At 62.5% G+C, this 25314-nt stretch carries 23 protein-coding genes, 1 tRNA gene, 1 other RNA gene and 1 pseudogene; 3 read left to right on the top strand and 23 right to left on the bottom strand.

Translation table 11 applies throughout. The features are described from left to right. Positions 1-24: 24 nt before the first annotated feature. The 3 genes from QWI75_RS06310 to QWI75_RS06300 all read right to left on the bottom strand — a co-directional run bounded on the left by QWI75_RS06310 (position 25) and on the right by QWI75_RS06300 (position 3126). On the bottom strand, positions 25-1074 hold the full coding sequence (locus tag QWI75_RS06310) for a rod shape-determining protein (protein WP_289267847.1): 1050 nt from the start codon (positions 1072-1074) through the stop codon (positions 25-27). Between the two features lie 67 nt (positions 1075-1141). Further along, entirely contained in the window at positions 1142-1621 is a 480-nt protein-coding gene (locus tag QWI75_RS06305) for an RDD family protein (protein WP_289267846.1), read from the bottom strand. A 116-nt stretch (positions 1622-1737) separates the two neighbouring features. Next, complete coding sequence (locus tag QWI75_RS06300; RefSeq protein ID WP_289267845.1) at positions 1738-3126, bottom strand: IS1380 family transposase; 1389 nt, start codon at positions 3124-3126, stop codon at positions 1738-1740. Positions 3127-3339: 213 nt separating this feature from the next. Between QWI75_RS06300 and QWI75_RS06295 the strand changes: the two genes are divergently transcribed. Further along, on the top strand, positions 3340-4035 hold the full coding sequence (locus QWI75_RS06295) for a SurA N-terminal domain-containing protein (RefSeq protein WP_289267844.1): 696 nt from the start codon (positions 3340-3342) through the stop codon (positions 4033-4035). A gap of 18 nt (positions 4036-4053) precedes the next feature. Here the strand turns inward: QWI75_RS06295 and queA are convergent, their stop codons facing one another. The 13 genes from queA to ilvB all read right to left on the bottom strand — a co-directional run bounded on the left by queA (position 4054) and on the right by ilvB (position 17286). Continuing rightward, positions 4054-5097, bottom strand: coding sequence for a tRNA preQ1(34) S-adenosylmethionine ribosyltransferase-isomerase QueA (queA, locus tag QWI75_RS06290; protein ID WP_289267843.1), 1044 nt, complete (start codon positions 5095-5097; stop codon positions 4054-4056). Continuing rightward, positions 5097-6275 (bottom strand): SpoIID/LytB domain-containing protein, encoded by a 1179-nt coding sequence (locus QWI75_RS06285; protein WP_289267842.1) that lies wholly within the window; start codon positions 6273-6275, stop codon positions 5097-5099. Before QWI75_RS06285 ends, queA begins: the two co-directional genes overlap by 1 nt. Before the next feature lie 59 nt (positions 6276-6334). After that, complete coding sequence (locus tag QWI75_RS06280; protein WP_289267841.1) at positions 6335-6589, bottom strand: DUF2905 domain-containing protein; 255 nt, start codon at positions 6587-6589, stop codon at positions 6335-6337. Positions 6590-6593: 4 nt separating this feature from the next. Then, positions 6594-7607, bottom strand: coding sequence for an aspartate-semialdehyde dehydrogenase (locus QWI75_RS06275; RefSeq protein ID WP_289267840.1), 1014 nt, complete (start codon positions 7605-7607; stop codon positions 6594-6596). A gap of 40 nt (positions 7608-7647) precedes the next feature. After that, positions 7648-8868, bottom strand: coding sequence for an NHL repeat-containing protein (locus QWI75_RS06270; RefSeq protein ID WP_289267839.1), 1221 nt, complete (start codon positions 8866-8868; stop codon positions 7648-7650). Between the two features lie 17 nt (positions 8869-8885). Then, a complete protein-coding gene (gene leuB, locus QWI75_RS06265) occupies positions 8886-9956 on the bottom strand; it encodes a 3-isopropylmalate dehydrogenase (protein ID WP_289267838.1) in 1071 nt (356 codons plus the stop codon). A gap of 67 nt (positions 9957-10023) precedes the next feature. Beyond that, positions 10024-10383, bottom strand: coding sequence for a cupin domain-containing protein (locus QWI75_RS06260; RefSeq protein ID WP_289267837.1), 360 nt, complete (start codon positions 10381-10383; stop codon positions 10024-10026). A gap of 47 nt (positions 10384-10430) precedes the next feature. Then, positions 10431-11984: a 2-isopropylmalate synthase gene (locus QWI75_RS06255; protein WP_289267836.1), complete on the bottom strand. Its 1554-nt coding sequence runs from the start codon at positions 11982-11984 to the stop codon at positions 10431-10433. A gap of 363 nt (positions 11985-12347) precedes the next feature. Then, a complete protein-coding gene (gene pssA, locus QWI75_RS06250) occupies positions 12348-13148 on the bottom strand; it encodes a CDP-diacylglycerol--serine O-phosphatidyltransferase (RefSeq protein ID WP_289267835.1) in 801 nt (266 codons plus the stop codon). After that, on the bottom strand, positions 13145-13795 hold the full coding sequence (locus QWI75_RS06245) for a phosphatidylserine decarboxylase family protein (RefSeq protein WP_289267834.1): 651 nt from the start codon (positions 13793-13795) through the stop codon (positions 13145-13147). The genes pssA and QWI75_RS06245 overlap by 4 nt, the downstream gene beginning before the upstream one ends. Before the next feature lie 7 nt (positions 13796-13802). Next, entirely contained in the window at positions 13803-14816 is a 1014-nt protein-coding gene (ilvC, locus tag QWI75_RS06240) for a ketol-acid reductoisomerase (protein ID WP_289267833.1), read from the bottom strand. Between the two features lie 83 nt (positions 14817-14899). Then, complete coding sequence (gene ilvN, locus QWI75_RS06235) at positions 14900-15421, bottom strand: acetolactate synthase small subunit (protein WP_289267832.1); 522 nt, start codon at positions 15419-15421, stop codon at positions 14900-14902. 89 nt (positions 15422-15510) lie between these two features. Further along, the gene (ilvB, locus tag QWI75_RS06230; RefSeq protein WP_289267831.1) at positions 15511-17286 is read right to left on the bottom strand and encodes a biosynthetic-type acetolactate synthase large subunit; all 1776 of its coding nucleotides are present in this window, start codon (positions 17284-17286) and stop codon (positions 15511-15513) included. 212 nt (positions 17287-17498) lie between these two features. On the opposite strand from ilvB, the pseudogene QWI75_RS22690 reads away from it, so the two are divergent. After that, a pseudogene (locus tag QWI75_RS22690) lies at positions 17499-17726 on the top strand (glutaredoxin family protein); the annotation flags it as partial. 33 nt (positions 17727-17759) lie between these two features. Here the strand turns inward: QWI75_RS22690 and rnpB are convergent. The 4 genes from rnpB to QWI75_RS06210 form a co-directional block, all read right to left on the bottom strand. After that, positions 17760-18172: RNase P RNA component class A (gene rnpB, locus QWI75_RS06225), an RNA gene on the bottom strand. A gap of 91 nt (positions 18173-18263) precedes the next feature. Then, entirely contained in the window at positions 18264-19445 is a 1182-nt protein-coding gene (locus tag QWI75_RS06220; protein ID WP_289267830.1) for a response regulator, read from the bottom strand. 94 nt (positions 19446-19539) lie between these two features. Further along, entirely contained in the window at positions 19540-20712 is a 1173-nt protein-coding gene (locus QWI75_RS06215) for an HDOD domain-containing protein (RefSeq protein WP_289267829.1), read from the bottom strand. A gap of 172 nt (positions 20713-20884) precedes the next feature. Then, a complete protein-coding gene (locus QWI75_RS06210; protein WP_289267828.1) occupies positions 20885-21760 on the bottom strand; it encodes a M48 family metallopeptidase in 876 nt (291 codons plus the stop codon). Positions 21761-21881: 121 nt separating this feature from the next. On the opposite strand from QWI75_RS06210, the gene rnhC reads away from it, so the two are divergent. Next, on the top strand, positions 21882-22568 hold the full coding sequence (gene rnhC / locus QWI75_RS06205; protein ID WP_289267827.1) for a ribonuclease HIII: 687 nt from the start codon (positions 21882-21884) through the stop codon (positions 22566-22568). Here the strand turns inward: rnhC and QWI75_RS06200 are convergent. The 3 genes from QWI75_RS06200 to rpoD form a co-directional block, all read right to left on the bottom strand. Beyond that, complete coding sequence (locus QWI75_RS06200) at positions 22538-23314, bottom strand: zinc ribbon domain-containing protein (protein ID WP_289267826.1); 777 nt, start codon at positions 23312-23314, stop codon at positions 22538-22540. The two genes, rnhC and QWI75_RS06200, sit on opposite strands and share 31 nt — an antisense overlap. A 66-nt stretch (positions 23315-23380) precedes the next feature. Beyond that, a tRNA-Ile gene (locus QWI75_RS06195) sits at positions 23381-23457 on the bottom strand. 32 nt (positions 23458-23489) lie between these two features. Next, positions 23490-25292 (bottom strand): RNA polymerase sigma factor RpoD, encoded by a 1803-nt coding sequence (gene rpoD / locus QWI75_RS06190; RefSeq protein ID WP_289267825.1) that lies wholly within the window; start codon positions 25290-25292, stop codon positions 23490-23492. Positions 25293-25314 lie beyond the last annotated feature (22 nt).

The following is a 25314-nucleotide window of genomic DNA, read 5'->3' as shown; positions in this document are numbered from 1 at the left end:
CCATCCGCATTCCGGATGGAACCGTTACCGGGCGCTGCTGTATTGGGACATCACCGAGACTTTGCGCAGGAGGTCCAGCTCATCCAGGATCTTGCCGACCCCCAACACCACGGAGGTAAGCGGGTCATCCACCGTGATGATGGGCAGATTGGTTTCCTCGCGCAAGCGCGTGTCCATCCCCTTCAGCAGCGATCCGCCCCCCGTCAACACAATGCCTCGATCGATGATGTCCCCGGCCAGTTCGGGAGGCGTATTCTCGAGCGCCACCTTGATGGCATTGACGATCGTCCCGATCGGTTCCTGTAAGGCTTCCCGTATTTCTGCGTCATCGACGACCAATGTCCGGGGGATGCCCGAGATCAGATCCCGGCCCTTGATCATCATCGTCTTCCGCTCCTCAAACGGATAGGCGGACCCGATTTCCACCTTGACCCGCTCGGCCATGTGTTCGCCGACGAGCAGATTATACTTCTTCTTGATGTAGTTCATGATCGCTTCGTCCATGCGATCTCCCGCCACCTTGACGGATTCGCTGTAGACGATGCCGCCCAGTGAAATCACGGCGATGTCGGTCGTCCCTCCGCCGATGTCCACGACCATGTTGCCCGAGGGCTCCGTGATCGGCAGGCCGGCGCCAATGGCGGCGGCCACCGGCTCCTCGATGAGGTAGACCTCGCGGGCGCCGGCCAGCTCGGCCGAATCGCGCACCGCGCGCTGTTCGACCTGCGTAATTCTCGACGGCACGCCGATGATGATGCGCGGGCGGACAAACGCGCTGCGATTGTGCGCCTTCTGAATGAAATGGCGGAGCATGTTCTCGGCCATCTCAAAATCGGCGATGACGCCCTCCTTCATGGGCCGCACCGCGGTGATGTTGCCGGGCGTCCGCCCCAACATCTTCTTGGCGTCCGCGCCGACGGCCAGCACCTTCTCGGTTTTCTTCTCGACCGCCACCACCGACGGTTCATTCAGCACGATGCCCTTGCCGCGGACATAGACCAAGGTCGTGGCCGTCCCCAGATCGATGGCAAGATCGTTGGAGAACCACCCGAGCAAATCGCTTCCTAGTCCCACCGTGTCTCCCCCTTATCCTCCGGCCACAGCCTGTCGGGATCGGCGCATGGCGTCCGCCCTGTTCGTTTCATCGACTGTCCGGCATGTCGAGCTGATCGGCGTCCACGACTTGTGTTTGGGCCAGAATATCCCCGAACCGGAGCCCGCGGTCGTTTCCGAGGACGAGCAGGCCTTCAACGATCAGGACGGCGAGCGAGAGCAGCCAACCGATGTACGGAACCTGATAAAGCAGAAAGACCAGCGCGACCGGAAGATTACGGACGATCGACTCGCCAAACGAGGCGGCCTCGCGGCGCCGAAGGCTCCACGTTCGGAGTCCCACCAGCCGCTTGCCGAGGCTGCGCCCCCCCGACAACCCATCGGCCGCCAACAGATAGGCCAGCCCCGCGAAGAACCCAATTGGCGGAACCGCCTGGTCGATTGTGGCTGCAATCAGGAGGTCCGCGCTTCGAGCCAACCCACGGTTGACGACGTGAGCTTTAGGGTAGACTTCGGTCAGTAGATGGCTTCGCGCCCGTTCTTCCTGGAGGACTCCGTCACCTTGCAACTCGACCGGCAGTATAACAAATCCCTCCGACCATCACAAACAAACGGCTGGATTTTTCAGGCTGGTTCCACAGGCGAGGCCCCCTCCAGGCGAACCGCCAGACCCCTATTCTCCGGCTAAGCAGGGCTGAGCGCCAGGATTTTGCTTCGCGCCAAGGCCAAAAGGGTCTGTTGGACCGCTGCTGTGAGGCGCAAGAGCGTGCGGCGGGCATGATGGATGACTGTGCCGACCGTATTGAACACCAGAAATCGCAGCCGCTTCGCCCGGGCGTCGGAGAAATCTCCGGGTAGCGCGAGGCGCTTCAACGCGCTGAGCAGGTTATACGTGAGCACGTTGAGCCGGAACCAGGCGGCATTGGCGCCAAACTTCCCACTGGGCAGGGCCTCTGCCGCCAACTCGTTCTTGAGGACATGATGCACATGCTCCACCGTCCCGGCCTTCTCTCGGTGCCAGCGGATCAGGGAGCGACCGTCGCCCTCCCGGTTGGTCACGATCGCGAAGTGTTTCGCGGTGCTGCCATCCGCGAACAGCTCGCCTTGGCGGTGTCGCGCGCGAATCGCCAAGTAGCGCCGCGCGCAAGGCCGACCCTTCCGGTAGTCCTTATCATCGGGGACAGAGGGCACCTCGGCCCACTCGCGGATCATATCCGGCTCGTCGCGGTCTGGTTGCCAGGCGGTCTCCGGCAGCCGCTCGATCTCGGCCCGCAACGGCGGGCTCATGTCCGCGCTGATTGCGTAGCCGATCCCTCGCGCCGGCTCCTCGCACCACGCCAGCACCTCCTGTTCATACAGGGCGCTGTCGCCCCGGACGAAGAGCTGCTCCACGCCGGCTGGCAACGCCGCCACGGCCCGCTCCAGGATGCGCACGTTGCCGCAGCCCGCCGGCACGTTCCCATCCCGGAATTCGTCGTGGACGACCAGGTCCTGCTCGGCCCAGACGACCACGACGGGTTGATAGCCCGACGTGCCCTCGTACGTCACCGTCGCCGTGCGCTTGTGGGCTTCCAGGATCGTGGCATCCACATCCAGCGTGGCGGTGCGCTGCGGCATCTGCTGCTGCACCGCGGCGAGGATGCGCCGGTTCGCGGCCCCCACGCCCGCCAAGGGCGCCGACTCCTCGGGCACGGCCGTCTGCTCGCCAGCACGCAGCAACGGGAGATCCTCGACATGACACGCCTCCAAGAAGTCGCGCATCGTGGTGGCCGCGGGCAGCTCATAGCCCAGCAGGGCGGCCAGTGCGGCATCGGCGCGCAGGGTCGTGAGGTCCTGGCAGCGGTCCCCGCCCGCCGCCCACAGCGCGATCAGCGTCTCCACCCACTGCGCCGACGTCACGCCGCGCTGCCGCTGTTTGATCCGGACCTGCTCATTGACGACCTGCGCCGCTCCGACGCGGCGAAACAGCTCGATCACCAAGGGCACGCCCGCATGCGCGGTGACCAGACGGGGATCAATGCGGTCGTCAATCTCGAACGGCAGCCGAGGACTCGCAAACGGCTTCTCAGGCATCAACCTCCTCCTTGGTTGGCGAATCACCCATTGGGTGAATCACCTCGCAAGGCTGATGCCATGCGGTCGCCTGCTGCTCATGCGTCCAGACCGATTCCGTGTCCATCACGGTTGGGAGCTTAGCCGGAGAATAGGGCAGACCGGCCCGCCTTGCTTGCCCCGACGAAGATTCAGTAGAATCATCTTTTGAGCTGGCAAGGAGACGACCACGACATGATCAAACTGCTGCGCGAAGTGAGTCATGACCATCCATGGATCCTCAAGACCATCATGGGCGTGTTGGCGGTGGCGTTCATCATCACGATGGGCTGGTGGGGATTCAGCGAGCAGGCGTCCAATGAGATCGCCATGGTCGGCGACCAGAAGATTCCGCTCGACGAGTTTCGCCGGGGATACGAGAACGCCTATCGCTTCTATCGAGACAACCTCCAGGGCGAGGTCAAGGAGGAGACCATCAAGCAGATGGTGCTCGATCAACTGATCGACACGCGATTGTGGCTTCAGGTCGCGCGCGACCTGAACCTGACGGTGACGCCCGAGGACCTGCGCGAGTACATCGTCAGCCGGCCCGATTTCCAGCGGGATGGCAAGTTCGATCCCGATCTCTACCGGAGAATTCTTGCCGCCAACCGCCTGACCCCGGCAACCTTTGAAGCGATGCAGACCACCGAGTTGCTCGCCAACAAGGCCCGAACCCTGGTCCGAGATTCTGTCGCGCTCACGCCTGAAGAGATCAGCGAGGCCCACTCCCTGGCCGCCAGGCAACCGCAGGGCGAAGCCGGCAAGGGTTCCAACAAGGACACGATCTTCCAGGATTTCCTCTTTCAGAAGCAGCAGCGCGCCATGGTCGCGTACGGGCAGGCTTTGAAGTCGAAGATTCCGGTCAAGATCCACAAGGAGTTGCTGTAGCTCGCTTGCTCGCCTTCCTCAGAGAATCAGCATCGCGTCGCCGTAGCTATAGAATCGATACCGTTCTTCGACCGCCGCGCGATAGGCGCAACGGAGGTCGTCGATCCCGCAGAACGCCGCCACGAGCATCAGCAAGGTGGTGCGGGGGAGGTGAAAGTTCGTCAACAGCGCATCCACCGCGCGGAATCGATACCCCGGCGTGATGAAGAGGTTCGTGCTGCCTGAAGCCGGTGCGAGCGCCCCTTCTTCGTTCACCGCCGATTCCAGGGCCCGTACGACCGTCGTCCCCACGGCCACGACCCGCCCACCCCGGTTTTTGGTGTCGCGAACAGCCTGAACGGTCCGTTCGGACACCAGACAGGCTTCCGCCTCCATGTCGTGATCTTCAATCCGTTCGACGGTGACGGGCTTGAAGGTCCCGAGCCCAACATGCAGCGTCACCGTCGCCCAGCCGATGCCGGCCGCGCCCAGCCATTCCATCAACTCCTTGGTAAAGTGCAGGCCGGCGGTTGGGGCCGCGATCGCTCCCTCCTCCCGGGCAAACACCGTCTGGTACCAATGGCGATCATCCGGGCAGGGTGGCCGCTTGATGTAAGGCGGCAACGGGATCTCACCGGAGGCTTCCATGATGGCGGCAAGCGGCGTCTGCGACGCGACTTCAATCACGGCGCGCTCGTCATGCCGCTCGACGACGACTGCGCGCGTCCCTTCGGTCAATTCGAGCACCTGCCCCGGTTTGACGCGACCCTTCAGCAACACGTCCCAGCGGAAAGGGCCGATCGGTCGCACACAGAGCAGATCCACCCGACCGCCGGTCTCAACCTTCCGCCCGTGAAGCCGGGCGGGCAACACCTTGGTATCGTTGACCACCAGCAGATCCCCGGCCTGCAAGAGTGTGGGCAGATCCCGCACCTGATGATGGGCCAGATCGGCTCGCCGGTCCGATCCGCCGCCGGGCCGACCTCGCCGAAGCACCAGGAGGCGGGCATTGTGTCGTGGTTCGACCGGCTGAGACGCGATCAGCAAGGGATCGAACGGAACCTCAAACTCGGAGAGCCACATTACGACTGGTTGGACGGAATCTGGGGAGACAGGTCAAGCTGATCGACGCGCATGAGGTCGGTTCCGGGATAGTAATAAGAGAGGATCGTGCTGAACGAATATCCGAGTTCCGCCATCTCCTTGGCTCCCCATTGGCACAACCCCACGCCGTGCCCAGCCCCGAACCCGTTGAAGACGACATCGGCCCCGACCGCTTCGACCTCGAATCGCGCGCTGGGCAGGATCGAATAGCCGACGATCTTCCGGAGGTCTTCCCCGCGGAGCAGCAGTTCCCCGCCGGAATGGAGGATTCTGATGCGAGTCACCCGTCCGGCCCGGCTGTACCCGAAGGGGGTGACCGTGGCGACAACGCCGACTCCGATTCCCTGTTGCCGGAGCGCCCGTTCGAGCTTGTCGATCGGGACGGCGACGCGCCACCGATAATAGGGGGACTTCATGTCGAAGGGGCAATCCACGCCCCGCAGATAGGGCAAGTCTTTCGACCAGACGTTCAGCGCGTCTTCCGTCGGTCCGGCGGCGGTGGAGGAGAAGGCGGCATAGATCGGTCTCCCCTGAAATCCCACCGCGAGCCCCTTGGTCTCCTCCACCGCCCGCAGGATCCGCTCATCGACCCCTTGCCTGCCTTGATAGACCTGATCTTGCACGCCCGCTACCACATCGTAGTCGCGGCCGGCGCTCATCGTCCGCTGATAGAGGGCATATGTCCTGGCCGCCACAGCCTGCGCCTTCAGCACTTCAGAATGCCACCCGGCGCTGACCTCACCTGGAACCACTCCCTTGGTGTAATCCTCCAGATCGACGTCGTTCACGACCATCAACTGCCGCCCATGTTGAATGACCTGCAAACCGCCCGACAGGGTCCACTTGGTGAGAGTCCCGACCCCGGCATGGCTACCGGCCGGAGCCTTTCCCGCAGCAGCCGTGGTTTGGACCAGTCCGACCACAAGACCGGTGCGCCCCCCATGAACCGTCAGTCGATCCGAGGACGAGGCGGCGCCGGACAAGAGAAGCCCCGTATTCCCCGCTGTGACCATCACGGGAGATGGCAGATGACGTTCCCGGCCATCGGCCCCCGAAACCAGGAGGGCGCCCTCAGCCTGCACCTCGACCTGGCTGGCCTCCGCCGTCAACAAGACCCGGATGGTGACCCCGGAGGCGGCCTCTGCGACCGGCGGCATCCCGGCTGCCATAATGGCAAGCAGCCAGCTTCCAAGGAGCCATCTGGAGGGAAGCGGGGTCATCGCTTGAACAGGATGGAAAGGATGAACCACAAGAGGCTCAGGACCACGCTGACGATCAGGCCGGTCGTGAGCGGAGCATAGAACGTGAAGTTGTCCCGCTTGATATAGAGATCGCCGGGCAGACGCCCGAACCATCCGCCCGAGTCGCCGAGGCCCGGCAGTTTCCCTGCCAGCACAAGCAAGCCGCCCAAGGCAACGAGCAAGATGCCCCCGAGTATGAGCACCCTCCCCAGCCAGCCGAACCCGTCCATGGCGTTACCGGATCAGCAGTTCCGCAATTTGGACGGCGTTGAGGGCGGCGCCCTTTCTCAGATTATCCGCCACCACCCACAGATTGAGGCCGTGGGCGGTCGATTCGTCTTCGCGAATACGGCCGACATAGACGTCGTCCTTGCCCGCCACATCGAGCGGCATCGGATAGAGTCGATGGGCGGGGTCGTCATAGACCTGAATGCCGGGAGCCGACGCCAGCAAAGCGCGGGCGTCGTTGGCGGTCAATTTCCGCTCGGTTTCGATGTTGACGGATTCCGAATGCCCGACGTAGACCGGCACGCGCACCGTGGTCGCCGTGACCCGGATAGCCTGGTCTCCCATGATTTTTCTGGTCTCATGCACCATCTTCATTTCTTCCTTCGTGTACCCGGTCGGCAGAAAATCATCGATCTGCGGCAGGCAATTGAACGCAATCTGATACGGATACACTTTCGGCTCCGGTTCCTTGAAGCTGAGCAGCGCCTTGCATTCGGCCAGCAATTCGTCCATGGCATCCTTCCCGGTTCCGGAGACGGACTGAAACGTGGTCACGACGATCCGCGTGATCTTGGCGGCGTCATGCAGGGGTTTCAGGGCGACCACCATTTGGATCGTCGAGCAGTTCGGGTTGGCGATGATGCCCTGGTGGCGAGCCGCGTCCGCCGGATTCACTTCCGGCACGACCAACGGAACCGTCGGCTCCATGCGCCAAGCCGCGCTGTTGTCGATGACCAGCGCCCCGGCCTTGACCGCGACCGGCGCGTACTCGCGGCTCACGTCGCTGCCGGCGGAAAACAGGGCGATGTCCACCCCCGCGAACGACTCCTTCGTGAGTTCCAGCACCGGCACATCCGTCCCCCGGAATCCGACCGTCCCGCCGGCCGAGCGGCTTGAAGCCAGCGGCACGAGCCGCTCCACCGGGAACGCGCGTTCTTCGAGCACTTCAATCATTTCCGCGCCGACCGCGCCGGTGGCGCCGACGACTGCGACGGTATAGGCGGGTTTGGTCTTCAACATGGTCGAGTCCTTCCTGATCGGGATCGACGGACTCCTGTCGCTACACGATCAGCTTGCGTATTCGATGGTTGAACGTGTCCGCGATATAGACATGGCCCGCTCCATCGATGGCAACCCCAAACGGGTAATTCAGGCTGGCATCGGAGGCCGGCCCGCCGTCCCCGCCGAATCGGGCCTGTCCTGTTCCGACGAGGCGCGTAATGATCTTCTTACGCCGATCCCAGCGGCGCAACAGATGGCTGTCGGAATCGGTAATCAACAGGTGCCCCTCCCGGTCTACGGCAATTCCGTATGGGCGCGAGAGGCTCGTGGACCATTCGTTGGGCACCCCTTGATAGCGATACTCGCCGCCGTCACCTGCGACCGTGCGAATGACGCCGGTCACGGAGTCCACCGCTCTGATGCGACCGTTGAACGTATCGGCCACATAGAGTGTGCCATCCTCGCCCCAGGCGAGTCCACTGGGCCCGGCGAGCCCCGCCTCAATCGCCGGCATGCCGTCGCCGGTATAACCGGCCTCTCCGGTCCCGGCCACCGTGACAATGACGCCCGTGGCCAGATCGATCCGGCGGACGCGATTGTTGCTCTGATCGGCGACATACAACCCGCCGCGACCGTCGAGCGCAAGCGCGGCCGGCTCGTTCAAGGCCGCCTTCACCGCCGGTCCTCCCTCGCCGGAAAATCGGCGTTGGCCGGTTCCCGCGATCGTCGTGATGATGCCAGTCCGGGCATCGACACGCCGCACCCGGTGATTCATCGTATCCGCGATAAAAAGGGTCCCGTCCGCATCGACTGCCACCGCGGAGGGAAAATTCAGCCGCGCCTTGACGGCCGGCCCCTCGTCTCCAGCATAGTGCGCGCTTCCGTCCTGGGCCTTGCCGACCACGAATCGGACAGTGCCGCCGAGGTCCGCCAGTTGAGCGAAGCGCCCTTCGGTTTGCGGCACCGGATCGGATAGGGGGTCCTCATCGGCGCCGTCCGTCACCTCGGAGACGTGATCGCTTCCGGCAGACGGGATAGACGCGCCGGATTCCCCGCGGCCCGCCACGGTCGTGATGACGCCGGTTGCAGCCTCTACTTTTCGGATGAGGTGATTCTCCGCATCCGCGATATAGAGGTTTCCGTGAACATCGACCGCGACCTGCTTGGGCTCGTTGAGCCGAGCCAGCAATGCTGGCCCTCCATCACCGGAGCAGCCCGATTCTCCCACGCCCGCGATCGTGGTGATGATGCCGGAATCAAGAGAGACTGAGCTATTCATCGCCTCGCCAGCCTGCATCAGCCCAGATTGCGGATGATCGCGTCGGTCATTTCGCCGGTTCCCACCAGCCGCGTTCCCGCACTGTGGATGTCCTTGGTCCGGTAGCCCAGGTCCAGGGTCCGCACGATGGCGGTTTCGATAGCGGCGCCTTCCTTCTCCAACTGAAAGCTGTAGGACAGCAGCATGGCCGCGGAGGCGATGGTCGCAATGGGATTGGCCACGCCCTTCCCCGCGATATCCGGGGCGCTCCCGTGAATCGGCTCGTACAAGCCCACTTGTGCTCCGATGCTCGCCGAGGGCAACATGCCGATCGAGCCGGTGAGCATGGCCGCCTCATCGCTCAGAATATCGCCGAACATGTTGTTGCAAAGCAGCACGTCGAACTGTTTGGGGTTGCGCACCAACTGCATGGCGCAGTTGTCCACATACATATGATTCAACTCGACGTCCGGATAGCCCTTCTGCAGCTCCGTCACGACGCGACGCCACAACTCCGACGACTCCAACACATTGGCCTTATCCACCGAGGTGACCTTGCGCCGGCGCTTGCGCGCCGCTTCGAAGGCGACTTTGGCGATCCGCTTGATCTCGTCGGTCGTGTACACTTCCGTGTTCACGCCCCGTTCGACTCCGCCGATCTTTTCGATCCCTTTCGGCTTGCCGAAGTAGATGCCGCCGATCAACTCGCGGACTACCAAGATGTCGATGCCCTCGATGACTTCTTTCTTGAGGGTCGATGCGTCAGCCAGAGCCATGTAGAGTTTGGCCGGCCTCAGGTTCGCGTACAGGCCCAGCGCTTCTCTCAGTCCAAGCAGGGCCCGTTCGGGCCGCAGGCTGTAATCGAGACCTTCCCACTTGGGCCCGCCGACCGCCCCCAGCAGCACCGCGTCGCTCTGCTTGGCGAGGGTAAGCGTCTCCTGCGGCAACGGGACGCCGATCTTATCGATAGCCTGTCCGCCGACATCGGCCGAAACAAAATCGAAGGCATGCCCGTGCCGTTCGGCCACCGCCTTGAGCACCTTGACCGCCTCGGGAACCACCTCCCGGCCGACTCCGTCACCAGCTAAGACTGCGATTTTTGCCTTCATGCTACGCTCCCGCCGTCGTCACACAGTTGCCTTGCATTGCGCCTGTCGCCACGCCTCGCTCGAACCATTACTCGCAGATTTCCTCATCCTCCGGCCGCCAGGCCGGATCTACCAGACAGAGGAATTCGATCTCATCCGTGCCCGTATTCGACAGGCTTTGCGTCGCCTGCGGCGGGACGTACACGACGCTCCCGGCGCCAACCGGCCGGCTTTCCTGGTCGATCAAAAACAGCCCGGTCCCGCCCAGAAAGTAATAGACTTCCGAGGACGCCAGCCTGTGCCATTTGGAGCGCTTGCCCGGAGCCAGGCGCCCATGCGCCAAGCTGTACCCCAGCTTCAGGTCCTGCTTGCCCGGATGGAGCAGTTCCCGAAGGCTCGTATGGTCTCCGGCCAGAAACTCCACGCAGTCGGAAAGTTGAACGGTCACCACTCCGGCACCCCTAAAAGAACGTCACTCTACCCGTCGATCGTCCATCAAATCAAGCTGACCTTCTGGAGGCCTGCGGCATCCTTGCTGGCCCAATAGGCCAGTTTATTGAGCGCGTTGAGATAGGCACGGCCGGACGCCACGATAATGTCCGTGTCCGACCCGTGGCCGGACACCACCCGTCCGCCTTCCTCCAGCCGGACCGAGACTTCGCCCAGCGCATCGGTGCCGCCGGTGATCGCCTTGACCGCATACATCAGGAGCTTGGCCTTGGTGCCGGTCATGGCCGCCATCGTCCGAAAGACCGCGTCCACCGGCCCGTCGCCATGGCCTGTCTGCTTGACGACTTGCCCGTCGAGACTCAGCTCGATCGTCGCCGTCGGCTGTTGATTCGTGCCGCTCTCTACGTGCAAGGACCGGAGCGTCACCCGTTCGGCGATTTTGGCCAGCTCATCGGAGACGATGCTCTCCAGATCTTCCTCATAAATGTCCTTTTTCTGATCGGCCAACCGCTTAAACCGCTCGAAGGCCTGATTCAGCTCCTCGTCGGACAAGCGATAGCCCAGTTCTTCGAGCCGTTGCCGGAATGCGTGCCGGCCCGACAATTTGCCCATGACCATCTTACTGTCCACCAGCCCGATCGATTCCGGCCTCATGATCTCGTAGGTCGTCTTGTCCTTCAGCAGCCCGTCCTGGTGAATGCCGGAGGCATGGGCGAAGGCGTTGGCCCCGACGATCGCCTTGTTGGGCTGCACGATCATGCCGGTGATCTTGCTGACCAACCGGCTGGCCTTCAGAATTTCTTCGGTGTTGACCCTGGTGTCGGCCCCGTAGAACGCCCGTCTGGTGCGCAGTCCCATGACGATCTCTTCGAGCGACGTGTTGCCGGCCCGCTCGCCGATGCCGTTGATGGTGCATTCGACCTGGCCCGCCCCTTCCAGGATCGCGGCTAACGAGTTGGCCACCGCCAGCCCGAGGTCGTTATGGCAATGGACAGAGATCACGGCCTGAGCACTGTTCGGCACCCTCTCGCGAATGCCGCGGATCAACCCGCCGAATTCCCAGGGGACCGCATAGCCCACCGTGTCGGGGATATTGACCGTGCCGGCGCCGGCGGCGATGACGGCCTCGATCACTTCATACAGATACTCGGGGTCCGACCGGCTCGCGTCCATGGGGGAAAACTCCACGTCCTCCACGTAGCTCCTGGCGTGATGGACCATCTCGACCGCCCGCCTCTTGGCCTCCGCACGGGTCATCCTGAACTGATGTTTGAGGTGAATGTCGGAGGTGGACAGAAACGTATGAATCCTCACCTTGGGAGCCCCCTTCAAGGCTTCCCAGGCCCGATCGATGTCTTCCGGGCGGGCCCGCGCCAGACTGCAAATGGTCGGGCCCTCCACCTCGTTGGCGATCCGGCGGACTGCCTCGAAATCACCCGGCGAGCTGTAGGCGAACCCCGCCTCGATCACATCCACCCCCAGACGGGCCAGTTGCTTGGCGACCATGACCTTTTCTTCGACGTTCATGCTCGCGCCGGGCGACTGTTCGCCGTCCCGCAACGTGGTATCAAAAATTCGGATCATCCGCAGGCTGTCCATGGCGCACCTCCATCCCTCGCTTGGCGTGATCCGCCGGCTCTTCAGGCGCCGCCTCTCTTCGTTGGCGCCGGCGGAGAAACACCTCCAGGAATCCTTCCCTCTATCAGCCTCCTGAAACAAAAAAGCCTTCATCCCCCCAGGGACGAAGGCTTTCGCGCTCCGTGGTACCACCCTGATTCGATGGCGAGCCGGCTGGCCGGCCCTCCATCCTTCATTGTCGCCCGTCACGTGGGCCACCCGGAATCTGCTACTGGCTTCACAGATTCGGCTCGGAGGCGAGTTCTGCGGGCGACCGGCTGGTTTGCACCGTCCACCAGCTCTCTCAAATCGGCCGCTGTCGCGTACTACTCCTCGTCAACGCCGCTACTCTCGATGTTCCATCACGGGCGTTTCCGGCCTGGTGCCCCGCTTGCCCGCTGTTTTTGTCAGCAGGGCTACCACACGGGCCAACGGGCCCGACACCGCATATCCAGCAAATGTGACGAATAACATAACCTGAGGCCAGGCCACAATCAACATCAGCGCGAGAATGCCCCACACGAGATAGGTGAAGTGCTGCCCTCGCCTGAATTTGAGATCCTTGAAGCTGCGATACTTGAGCGTGCTGACCATCAGGAACGCGAGGCTGAGCGTGATGATCAGGATCAGGATCGGCTTGACCTCGGACCCCATCTTCGTGATGTGAAGATCGAAAATGACCAGCGAGGCGATCACTCCCGCCGCAGCCGGAATCGCCAGCCCTGTAAAGTACTTGCTGTCCGCGGTGGCGACCGTAGCATTGAACCGGGCCAGCCGCACCGCTCCCATCGCCACGTAGGCGAACATCACCGCGACGCCGAACATGCCGTGCTCGGTCAAGGCGAAGGAATAGATCAGCAGGCCCGGGGCCACTCCGAATGACACGACGTCCGACAGCGAATCGAACTCGACGCCGAACTGGCCGGTGCTGTGCGTCAGCCTGGCCAGCTTGCCGTCCAGCATGTCGAAGATCATCGCGACGAGAATCGCGATCGCGGCAGCCAAATGGTCGCCGTTGAAGACCGAGAGGACAGCGAACACGCCGCAGAACAAATTCCCGGTCGTGCACAGGTTGGGAATCAGGTACATGGCCTGTCGTTTTCGATTGCCCTTGGCAAAGGCGCCGCGCATGCCGTTCGTTTTCATCGGAGTTCTCCCACGATCGTTTCCCCGCCCTTCACGCGATCCCCGACGGACACCCGGATCGAGCTCGCCGCCGGGAGATAGAGATCCATGCGCGAACCGAACCGGATCAACCCGTATCGTTCCCCGGTTGTCACCCGCGCACCCGCCGTAAGCCAGCACACGATCCGGCGCGCAATGAGGCCGGCCACTTGGACGCAGAGGACCTTGGCGCCTTCCGCCGTCTTGAGGCAAAGGGCATTCTGCTCGTTCTGGATCGTCGCTTCCGGCTTGTTCGCCGCGATGAACTTGCCGGGCTGGTACACAATATCTTCGACGGCGCTAGCGCAGGGAATCCGGTTCACGTGCACGTCAAACACGTTCAGAAAGATGCTCACACGGATGCTCGCGTCTTTGATATAGCGCGGCTCGAATTCCCGGTCGACGGCGATGACTTTTCCGTCCCCCGGAGCGACCACGATCCCCGCTTGTGTCGGGACCTGCCTGGCCGGATTCCTGAAAAACCACGCGGTAAAGAGCGTGAGCGTGCCGAAGAGGCAGGTCGGGATCGTCCAACCGGCCAGCCAGGCCCCGCCCGTCAGGACGGCCGCCCCGGCTACAAACGGCATCCCCTCCCGGACGATTGGTATTCCGACCGCGCGATCAGCCATCGAACGCTTAATTTTTGGACTTATCGACCAGCTTGCCCTTTTTGAGCCACGGCATCATGGCCCGGAGCTTGGCGCCCACCTGTTCGATCGGATGTGCCTCTCCCTTGGCCAACAGGGCATTATACACCGGCCGGTTCGCCTGGTTCTCCAAAACCCATTCTTTGGCGAATTGCCCGCTCTGGATTTCCGAGAGGATCTTCTTCATCTCGCGCTTGGTCTCGTCGGTGACGACGCGGGGCCCCCTCGTGATATCCCCATACTTCGCCGTGGTGCTGATCGAGTAACGCATGTTGGCGATGCCGCCCTCGTAAATCAGATCGACGATCAGTTTCACTTCATGGAGGCATTCAAAGTAGGCCATCTCCGGGGAATATCCGGCTTCCACCAAGGTCTCAAACCCGTTTTGGATCAGCGCCGTGAGGCCGCCGCAGAGCACGACCTGTTCGCCGAACAGATCGGTTTCCGTCTCCTCGCGGAACGTGGTCTCGATCACGCCGGCTCGCCCGCCGCCGATCGCGCTGGCATAGGCCAACCCAACCTGTTTGGTCGTGCCGCTCGGGTCTTGGTGGATCGCCAGGAGGCAGGGCACGCCGCTGCCCTTGGTGTATTCCGATCGGACCAGGTGTCCCGGCCCCTTCGGCGCCACCATGAACACATTGATGGAAGCGGGCGGCACGATCTGGCCGAAATGAATATTGAATCCGTGGCCGAACGCCAGATAGGCGCCGGGCTTGAGGTTCGGAGCGATCTCCTGCCGATAGAGCGCCGCCTGGGCCTCATCCGGGGTCAAAATCATCACGATGTCGGCGGACTTCACGGCATCGGCCACCGGCATGACCTTGAGGCCGCTGGCTTCCGCTTTTTTCCAGGAACTCCCCTCGCGAAGGCCGACGACGACGGATAGGCCGCTCTCCTTCAGGTTGAGGGCATGGGCATGGCCTTGGCTTCCGTAGCCGATGATCGCGATCTTCCGATTCTGGATCTGTTGAAGATCCGCATCCTTGTCATAATAGATCTGCATGGTACGCTCCTCGGTCAACACCAGACCAACGATGATGTGTGAAATGAAGGGCGCGCGGGCGGACCGCCGCTCTCGAACGGCAACTACTCGCGCACGACTTTCTTCGCGGCTTGCGGAGCCGCGGCCCGCACCGGTTCGCGGCCGATGGCGACGCGGCCGGTTCGGACGATGTCCTTGATGCCGAGCGGCTGCAAGAGGTTGATGATCGCTTCGATCTTCTTGGGATCGCCCGACACCTCGATCGTGTAGGTGGTGGGGGTGGAATCGATCACGTTGGCGCGAAAAATATCCACGATCCGCAACGCCTCGGCCCGGTCTTCCTGGCGCGTATGCACCTTGATCAAAGCCGTTTCACGGGACACGAACTCGCTCTCGTTGAGATCGACCACCTTGATGACGTCGATCAATTTGTTCAACTGCTTCACGATCTGTTCGATGATCCGATCGTCCCCGCTGGTGACGATCGTCATCTGGGACATGGTCGGGTCCAGGGTCGGAGCCACCGACAGGCTTTCGATGTTGAACCCGCGCCCGCTGAAGAGTCCGGCCACGCGGGACAGCACCCCGAATTTGTTCTCAACCGTGACTGAAATGATGTGTTCCATACGTCAACAGTGCTGGGTGCTCAGTGCTGAGTGCCGCGAATGAAAAAGCTGTTACCTCAGCACCTAGCACTCGGGACTCAGCACTTTCCCTAGGCGGTGAGCACCGTATCCTTGTCTTCCGGCAGGACCTTCCCGACCGCTTCCTGTTTTTTCTTGAGTTCGGGCGAGTCGCTCAGGATCATTTCGTGGTTGCATCCGCCCGCCGGGATCATCGGATAGCAATTCTCGAACGGATAGGTCGGCACGTCCAGGATCACCGGTCTGTCGATCTCGATTGTCTCCCGGATCGCCCCGTCCAACTCGGACACCTTCGACGCCCGAAGGCCCACGGCTCCATAGGCTTCGGCCAACTTCACGAAATCTGGCGAGGTGCCGAGATCGCTGCAGGCGTACCGCCCCTCGTAGAACAGATCCTGCCACTGCCGGACCATCCCGTGGAATCCGTTATTGATGACGATGATTTTCACCGGCAGCTTGTGGGCCACCGCCGTGGCCAATTCCTGGGTGTTCATCTGGACGCTGCCGTCTCCGGCCACGCAGAGCACCAGCCGGTCCCGGAAGGCCGCTTGCGCGCCCATCGCCGCCGGGAATCCGAAGCCCATCGTGCCCAGCCCACCGGAGGTCAGCCACCGATTGGGTTTGGCCAACTTGAAGTACTGAGCGGTCCACATCTGGTGTTGCCCGACGTCCGTCGACACGATCGGATCCCGATCTTTCGTCAATTCATAAAGCCGCTTGATCACATGCTGCGGCTTGATCTTGCCGTTCGGGTCCTGCTCATAGGTCAAGGGATGCGCCTGCTGCCATTCCTTGATCTGGTCCCACCAGGGCTTGCGCAGGTCCTTTTGCTCGCCGTTGACCGTCGCCCGCAGGATCTGATTGAGTTCCTGCAGCACGCGCTTGCAGTCGCCCACGATCGGAATATCGACGTGGATGTTCTTGCGAATCGAGGTCGGATCGATGTCGATATGAACGATCTTGGCAAAGGGACAGAACTCCGACACCTTGCCCGTGACCCGGTCGTCGAACCGGGCCCCCACGGCGATGACGAGATCGGAATAATGCATGGCCATGTTCGCCCAATAGGTGCCGTGCATGCCCAACATGCCCATTGAAAGAGGATGCTCCCCTGGAAACACGCCCAACCCCATCAAGGTCATATCGACCGGAATCTGCGTCAGCTCGGCCAGTTCGAGCAACTCCTTTGACGCGCCCGAATAGGTTGCGCCGCCGCCGACATAGAGGATCGGCTTTTTCGCCTTCATGATGGCTTCGGCCGCCTGCTTGATCTGCCATTTGTTGCCGTCATAGGTCGGGTTATAGCCGCGGATCGACACGGACGACGGGTAGTTAAAGTCGGCCTTGTTCATGGACACGTCTTTCGGGATGTCCACCAGCACCGGGCCAGGCCGGCCGGTCGTGGCGATATAAAACGCCTCCTTGATCGTCACGGCCAAGTCGTTCACGTCCTTCACGAGAAAATTGTATTTCGTGCAGGGCCGGCTGAGCCCGACGTTGTCGGCCTCTTGGAACGCATCGTTGCCGATCAAACTGGTCGGCACCTGCCCGCTGAAGCAGACCAGAGGCACCGAATCCATATAGGCGTCGGCCAAAGCGGTGATGACGTTCGTCATGCCGGGCCCCGACGTCACGAGCGCCACGCCTGCCCGTCCCGTCGCCTTGGCATAGCCCTCGGCCATGTGCCCGGCGCCTTGCTCGTGTCGAGCCAGAATCACTTCGAGATCGCTCTGCTGGTGCAGCATGTCGAAGATCTTCAACACCACGCCGCCCGGGAGGGCAAAGATGGTCTTCACCCCCTCGCGCTTGAGTGATTCAATGAAAATCTCCGCTCCTGTGAGCTTCATCTATAAATCCTCCCCCTCAAGTGAAACAGCCGGGATAGACCGATACGGCTCTTCCACAAGTGAGTTGCAGACTGTCAATTTCTCGTTGAAAAAAGAAGAGCTTAAGGGTTGACATACTATCATTCGCTCCGCCCGTGGGTCAATACAGGGATCTTCACTCGGCCTGGGCAGGGTCCTTTCCACCTGGTCCGCATGATAAGGTGCAGCCTGCCATGCCAACCAAGAAGACCCGTCTCACGATCGTTTCACGTCCAGGCTGTCACCTCTGTGAGGTGGTGGAGAGAATGGCCTATCGACTTCAGGACGAATTATGTCTGGACATCTCCAAATGCAACATCGAGGAGGACGCCGACCTTCTTCAGCGCTACGGCGATCGGGTTCCGGTGGTCCTCCTCGACGGGACGGAGATTTCGAGTGGAACAGTGACGCAACCGGCTCTGCGGCGAGCTATCACGCGGGCCAGCGCATGGGCGCGTTGGAGAAAGCCTATAAGCCGGATTCTGTCCCGCCTGAGTGAAACACCCAGCCGGGGATGATCATTTCTCTAGGATGCGGGTTGCCCCGCACCTCAAGCGACCTACCCGAGGACCTCGGCCGGGCCAGCCTAGCGGCACATGGATGCCGTCGTCCCCCTATTTGGCCTTGCTCCGGGCGACGCTTACCGTGCCGTTGATGTCGCCACCAACGCGGTGAGCTCTTACCTCACCGTTTCACCCTTACCTGATCTGCGCGGGTCATAAGACACTCCGCACAGCCCATCGGCGGTTTGATTTCTGTGGTGCCGGTGTCGGATCGCTCCGCCTGGGTGTTACCCAGCGCCCTGCCCCTGGAGTCCGGACTTTCCTCCGACGGACTTGCGCCCACCGGCGATCACCCGGCTTTCTCCAACGCGTGCCGTAGTATACGAGTGATGAGGGAGACGCTGCAAACGACGCCAAGGAGGCGGCTTGCGCGATCGGGCGAGTCAGGCGGGTTGGTCAGGCCGCCAGCGCGGCCCGCCATCGGGGCAATAGGGCTTCCAAACCAGCCTGTGCGAGATATTGCTGATCCAGCAGGGAATCATGGGCTCGGCTCGGATGCCGCTCATGATCAAGCGCATCGGCCACATGCACGGCGGCCAGGATAGAAAAGCCTTTGACCGGGCACAAGGCTGGCTCATGGTGGAACGCCACGGCCTCGACGATCGTGTCCCGCAATCCCCAGAGACCGAGCAAATGGGCGCTCAACTGCGCATGGGTCGCGCCAAACACGTCCAACTCCGCCGCGGACAAGGACACCCGGCGTTCCCGCGTATATCTCCGCACGGTCTCGTATTCCCGCGGAAGGTTGGTTTGCAGCACGATCCGCCCCACATCGTGGAGCAGGCCGGCCAGGAAGGCGCTCTCGATGCCCAGCCCTCCGGCGTCTTCCAGCGACGCAATCGCCCTCGCCTGTGTGGCGACGGCAAACCCATGCCGCCAGACTTCCTCGATGGAAGAACCGGACGCTGCCGGTTCCTTGACCTGCCGATAGACCTGGCATCCCAGGACCAGCGATTTGACGTTTTCGATGCCGAGCACCGCCACCGCCTGGGTCACGTTCGCCACCGGCTGGCGGATGTTGTAGTAGGCCGAATTGGCGACTTTCAAAATGCTGGCTGCCATCCCGGCGTCTTTCGCGATGACGGTCGCCACCCGCTCGGCCGATGAATCCGGCGACTCCAATACGCCGAGCAGTTCCTCGTACAGGGACGGCAAGGTGGGGAGTTGTCGGATCTGCGCAACCAGCCGTTCCAGCGCCGAGCCGGTCACCTGATCCCGCAGCGCGCAGGCCCGGGCCATCGAGGCGCGCAACATCGCCGGCGTCAAAGGCTTGGGCAACACCTGATGGGCGATCTTGAGGGCCCGGCGGGCGGATTCCTGCGGCATCGCCCCGGTAAACGCAATGCGCACCGTCTGCGGCGATCGTTTCTTCACCTCTTGCAGCAGGTGAATCCCGCTCGTGCCGGCCAGATGGATGTCGGCCACCACGACATCCACGGTCCCGTGGGTCAGAATGCGCAATGCGGCCTCGGCCTCAGGCACGAACTCCATGTCCCAGTCCGTCGCCAAACTCGATAGGGACAGGCGCAGGAAGTCCAGGACCGGTTGTTCATCGTCCACAAACAGTAGTTTCTTCACTCTCCGTCCCCCACTGCGCTTCCCCTCTCCATTGCAAGGATGCCGTTCTCTCGTTGTCGGCCGGACCGGGGACGATCTTGAGGACAACCATTCCTCAGACCGCCGCCTTCCACTGCGCGAACCGGTCGGCGAACCCGATCTCGGCCAGATACTCGTGATCCACCTTGCCGGACTCCATGCCGGACCGTTCAGCCTGCGCGCAGCCGTCGGCGACATGCACGGCCGTCAAGACGCTGAATTCTCTCCGATGCGCCGACCGAGGTTCATGATGAAAGACGACCGCCTCCACGACGGCCGCTCCTAATCCCCATAGGGCGAGCACATAGCCGCCGACCTGCGCATGGGTGGCATGCAACACAACTCGTTCCGCCTCCACGTCCGTCAACCGCTCACCTTCCATCAACTGCCGAACGGCCCGGCATTCCGCCGGCATCTGGGTTTCCAGCACCAGCCGTCCCAGGTCATGCAGGAGACCGGCCGTAAAGGCCTGATCCAGGGCCAGGCGCCCGACTTCCTCCATCGAGACGAACTGCCGGGCGGACTGGGCGACGGCCAGTCCGTGCCGTTGAAGCGAGGCCACCGTGGCCCGGTCTGACTCGGCCGTCTGCAAGGTTTGGTGCACGCTTGCGCTGAGCACCAACGCGCTCACGGTCTCAAGGCCCAGCAGAGCGACGGCGTGGGCGGGGCTGACCACGGTCCGCCTGAGATTGAAAAAGACCGAATTCACGATGTGCAGGAGATGGGCTGCCAGGCCGGCATCCTTGACGATGATCCGCGCGGCTTGGTCGATGGTGCTGCTGTCGTCTCGCGCAACCGTCACCAACTCTTCATAGACCGACGGAAGACTGGGCAACCGATGGAGACCGCTGACCAGTGTCAACAGCGCGGCGCTGCCGAGTTGGTCCCGCAGCGCGCAGGCGCGGGAGACCGTCCCCCACACCAGTTCAGCACTCAACGGTTTCGGAAGGACCTGGTGGGCGACCGCAAGCCCGCGCACCACCAGATCCTGATGCGCGCACCCCGAATAGGCAAGCCGCACGACCTGCGGATAGCGGCGCTTCACCTCGGCCAGCAACTCCAGACCGCCCATGCCGCCCAAATGGATGTCGGTCAACACGACATCGTAGGTGGACTGTTCCAGGAGCGCGAGCGCCTCGGCTGCGCCTGCGACGAAACTCAGGTCGCATGCCTCGCGCAGGACCGCCAACTCCTGTTGGAGCAGGCGCAGTGCGGCAGGGTCGCCATCAACGAGCAGGATTCGCTTCATGAGCGGTTGCGCGCAACAGGACCCACGCGCCCCTCTCGCTTGTCGGACGTCGACCGCATCAGCTTGAGTTGGGAATCAGATCAGAAGCGTGCGGCGACGGGAACAGGCCCCGGAGATCTGCGCGATGGGTCTGAGTGATGACGAACAGCGAAGACCGCTCTCCGGCAGGCATCTACCGGTGCCCGATCGGCGGCAACTCCGCGCCAGACCCACAACCCTGGGCCGGGCAGAGCGGCAAGGCCTCCGGCAGCCATTCCTGCAACTGTTTGATGCGGGTTTCGTGGGCCGGGTGGGTGGACAAAAATTCGGACGGCGTTTCCTTCGAAAGTTGCGCCATCCGTTCCCAGACTCGCACGGCCTCGCGGGGATCATAGCCGGCCTGTGCGGCAAGCAACATGCCGATATAGTCCGCTTCGGACTCGTGCTTGCGGCTGAACGGCAACAGCACGCCCACCTGCGCTCCCACCCCAAGCGCGGCCATGGCGCCGTTTCCAAGAATGGGATCGACACCGGCCACGGCCAGCCCGACGTTCGCGACCGTCAGCGCCCCCTGCGCCACCACGTTCTGGCTCATGCGTTCGCCGCCGTGTCTGGCCAGCGCGTGCACGACTTCATGCCCCATGACCGCAGCCAGCCCCGCTTCATTCTTCGATACGGCGAAGATCCCGGTATAGACGGCGATCTTTCCTCCCGGCAGGGCGAAAGCATTCAAGGTCTGATCGTCCTTGATCACGCTGACCTCCCACTGAAACTGATTGGCCAGGTCGGCGTATTTGGATTTTTTGGCAGCCTCGATCACGCGGGCTGCCACCCGCTTGACCGGCTCGACCTCCCGGGGATCGGTCGAGAGCTTGACCTTGGGATCTTGGAGCACCTGCTGATAGGCTTGCGCGCCCAACTGCATTTCCTGACCGGAGGAGACCATCATCAATTGCCACCGGTCCGTATACGGATTCGTCACACAGCCGACCAAACCCGCGGAGACCGCCAGCAGCCAGGTGGCCAGCCATCTCGTTCCGAAGCAGGCCGGTCTTGGATCTCCCTTCATGTGCCTTCCCCTCGTACGTGGAACAATGCGCGCGCTCTTCATTGACCCCTGTCAGAGCCTTTGTTAGAGTACGCGACCGTTGCGCGACCTGCAAGCAGGCCCGCCTCGCGGATCTCCTCCCATGCTCGGGTTTCATTCGATCCCTCGCATCGGCATCGACGAATCGGGCAAAGGCGACTACTTCGGCCCCCTGGTGATCGCCGCCGCCTTCGTGTCCCCGGATCGGGAAGCCGATCTCACGCTGCTCCAGGTGAGAGACAGCAAGCGCATTTCCGACGGCCGCATCCTGGAGATGGCCGGGGATATCCGCCTGATCTGCCCCCATCGGGTCGTCGCCATCGGACCCGAGCGGTACAACGCTCTCTATACCAAGATCAAGAACCTCAACCGCCTCCTGGCCTGGGGTCATGCCAGGGCCTTGGAAAACCTGCTCGAACAGGTCTCGTGCGAATTGGCAATCGCGGATCAATTCGGAGATGAACGGTACGTCCAGCGCGCCCTAATGGAGAAGGGAAAAGCCATCCGGCTGGTGCAACAGCCCAAGGCCGAGGCGGATCTCGCGGTGGCCGCCGCATCGATCCTGGCGCGGGCCGAGTTTCTGAGGAGATTACGCCGTTTGTCGGAGGAGGTCGGCACGACACTCCCAAAAGGCGCGTCGAACGCGGTGGAGTTGGCGGCGAGGATGGTGGTCAAGAAGCACGGCGAAACCGGGCTGGCCAGGGTGGCCAAACTTCATTTCCGAACCACCGAGACGATCCTTCGCGACCTGCGCCAGCCTCACAAGGACTCGCCGGCTTCGTCGTCGTAATCATGGGGAGACCCGGCTGCGGCCGGAGCCTCCGCGGGCAACTCTCCCTCCCAATAGAGGATCCGATGGCAATAGCCGCACACCTGAAGCTCGTCCGAACGTTTGACCTCGGCGACCAATTGCGGCGGGAGTTGCAATCGGCAGCCCTGGCACGTTCCGTCCCGGACGGATGCGAGCGCGTGGTCCTTCCGCTGAACCTTGAGCTTTTCGTATCGCTCCAGTAAATCGCGCGGCACTGCCGCCGCCGCGCCGCGCTGCTGCTCGTCCAGCACGGCCAATTCCTTGCTCAAGGCCGCGTCCGACTCATCCAGCAGCCGTTGTTCCCGTTCGAAGGCCGCTTCCGCCTCCCGGACCCTGGCCTGCGCCGCGGCCATCTCGCGCTGGAGCTGCTCGATCGTTTCCATCAGACCCAGAATCTTTTCCTCGACCTCGCCCTTCTTCTTGTTCGCCATCTCGATCTCGAACAGGTGGGCCTGGTATTCCTTGTTGGTCTTGATCTCGCCGGTGCGGGCTTTCATTTTTTCGATGTGCGATTCCTGCGCGTCCAGATCCCGTTCGCAGGTCCGGCGTTCTTTGGTCAAGGCCTCGACCGAGGCGCCGGCCTGCTTCAAAGCCTCCGTGGCCGAATGCAAGGGGGCGCGGGCGGCGGCGAGCCGGTCCGGAATCAGACGGCGCTGGTGCTTGATCTCCGCGATCCGGAGGTCGATAGCCTGCAGTTCGATCAGGCGAGGGAGATGAGGATTCAACGGTCTCCTGGGGTCTCGTTCACGGCGCCCGACATCCGGCCGTCGCCGGCACGGGCCCGGCTCCGGTGGTGGGCCCACTAGGACTTGAACCTAGGACCAACTGATTATGAGTCAGCCGCTCTAACCACCTGAGCTATGGGCCCAGCCTGTCGCGTTCCCGGACGTGACCGGTAGTTTACAAGCTTTCGACGAAGCTGCGCAATTTCTTGCTCCGGCTGGGGTGGCGGAGCTTGCGCAGCGCCTTGGCCTCGATCTGCCGGATCCGCTCGCGGGTCACCTCGAAGTCCTGGCCGACCTCTTCCAATGTATGGTCGGTCGCTTCGCCGATGCCGAACCGCTTGCGCAACACCTTCTCTTCGCGCGGCGTCAGGGTCTCCAACGCGCTGTTGATCTGCCGCTGCAAATCATAGCGAATGGCGGCCTCCAGCGGCGAGACGGCCTTCTTGTCTTCGATAAAGTCGCCGAGATGGCTGTCCTCTTCCTCCCCGATCGGCGTCTCCAGCGAAATGGGCTCGCGCGCGATCTTGAGGATCTTGCGCACCTTGTCCAACGGCATGTCCATCCGTTCGGCAATTTCCTCCGGCATCGGTTCGCGCCCCAGCTTTTGGACGAGATGCCGCGAGGTGCGGATGAGTTTGTTGATCGTTTCAATCATGTGCACGGGAATGCGGATCGTCCGCGCCTGGTCCGCGATCGCGCGGGTGATGGCCTGCCGGATCCACCAGGTGGCGTAGGTGCTGAACTTGTAGCCCCGGCGGTATTCGAACTTGTCCACGGCCTTCATGAGGCCGATGTTGCCTTCCTGGATCAGGTCCAGAAACTGAAGTCCGCGGTTGGTGTATTTCTTGGCGATGCTGACGACCAGCCGCAGGTTCGCCTCGACCAGCTCCGCCTTGCCCCGCTTGACCTTCTCGTCCGCCTGGTCCAAATGCTTGACGGCGTCCTTGATTTCCTCCGCGGACACCAACGCTTCCTCGGTTTCGATCTGGCGGATCCGGGCCTTGGCCGCTTGATAGACCTTTTTGATGTCGAGCAGGGTCTCTTCCGAGATCCCGGTCTTCCGCTTTACCGCGAGGAAATCCTGTCTGGTGCGGCCGAGCCGGCGCAGGGCTTCCTGGCCCGCCTCTCCGCTGATGCCCGTCCGCCGTTGGCAGTGGCTGATTTCCCGCTCGGCCGCGCGGATCTGGTGCGCGACATCCCTCACGCGCTGGACCATCCGGTCCTTCAAGACCGCATGCAGATTGACCGCCTCGATCTTCTCGACCAACTGCCCGCGCACGGTCTCGATATGTTTCTTGACCTTCTTCTGCTCCGCCGGATCGTTCCCGATCTGCTTGGCCTTGGCGCAGAGGCCGCGATAGGCGGTCGAGACCTTCCGAACCTCGTTGAGGGCCTCCAAGGTCCGCACCCGCAATTCGGTGTCGTCCCGCTCGCCCCCCTCTTCTTCTTCCTCGAACTCCTCCTCAGAGATCGGAACGATCTCCCGCACCTTGACCTTGTCCAGCTTCAACTGCTCGCGAAGGGCCAGGATATACTCGATCGTCATCGGCAGGCCGTAGACGATCGAGGCAATTTCCATTTTGCCTTCCTCGATGCGCTTGGCGATCTCGATTTCGCCTTCGCGGCTGAGTAGGGCCACGCTCCCCATTTCCTTCAGGTAGAGGCGGACCGGGTCGTCCGTGCGGCTGAGCGCGCCAGGGGTCAGGTCGATTTCCCGTTCGTTTTCTTCGCTCGCGTCGCCTTCGTCTTCCTCCTCGGCTTCCCTGGATTCGGCCGCCTTGGGCTGGCGTTGAGCGTCGGCCGATTCCACGATGTCGATATCCATCTCTCCGAACATCGTGACCAGCGTATTGAGCTGATCCGGCGACACGACATCGGGGGGCAAGGTGCTGTTCAGCTCCTCGTAGGTGAGAAACCCCTTCTCCTTCCCCATCGAGATCAGCTTCTTGACTTCACTCATGAATTCCTGTTTCGGCATACCGACTCCTCAACTCCGATCC

The sequence above is a fragment of the Nitrospira tepida genome, from assembly GCF_947241125.1.
Taxonomy (GTDB): domain Bacteria; phylum Nitrospirota; class Nitrospiria; order Nitrospirales; family Nitrospiraceae; genus Nitrospira_G; species Nitrospira_G tepida.
Note: the sequence above shows the minus strand (reverse complement) of the source record. Positions and strands in the feature narration are given on the sequence as shown.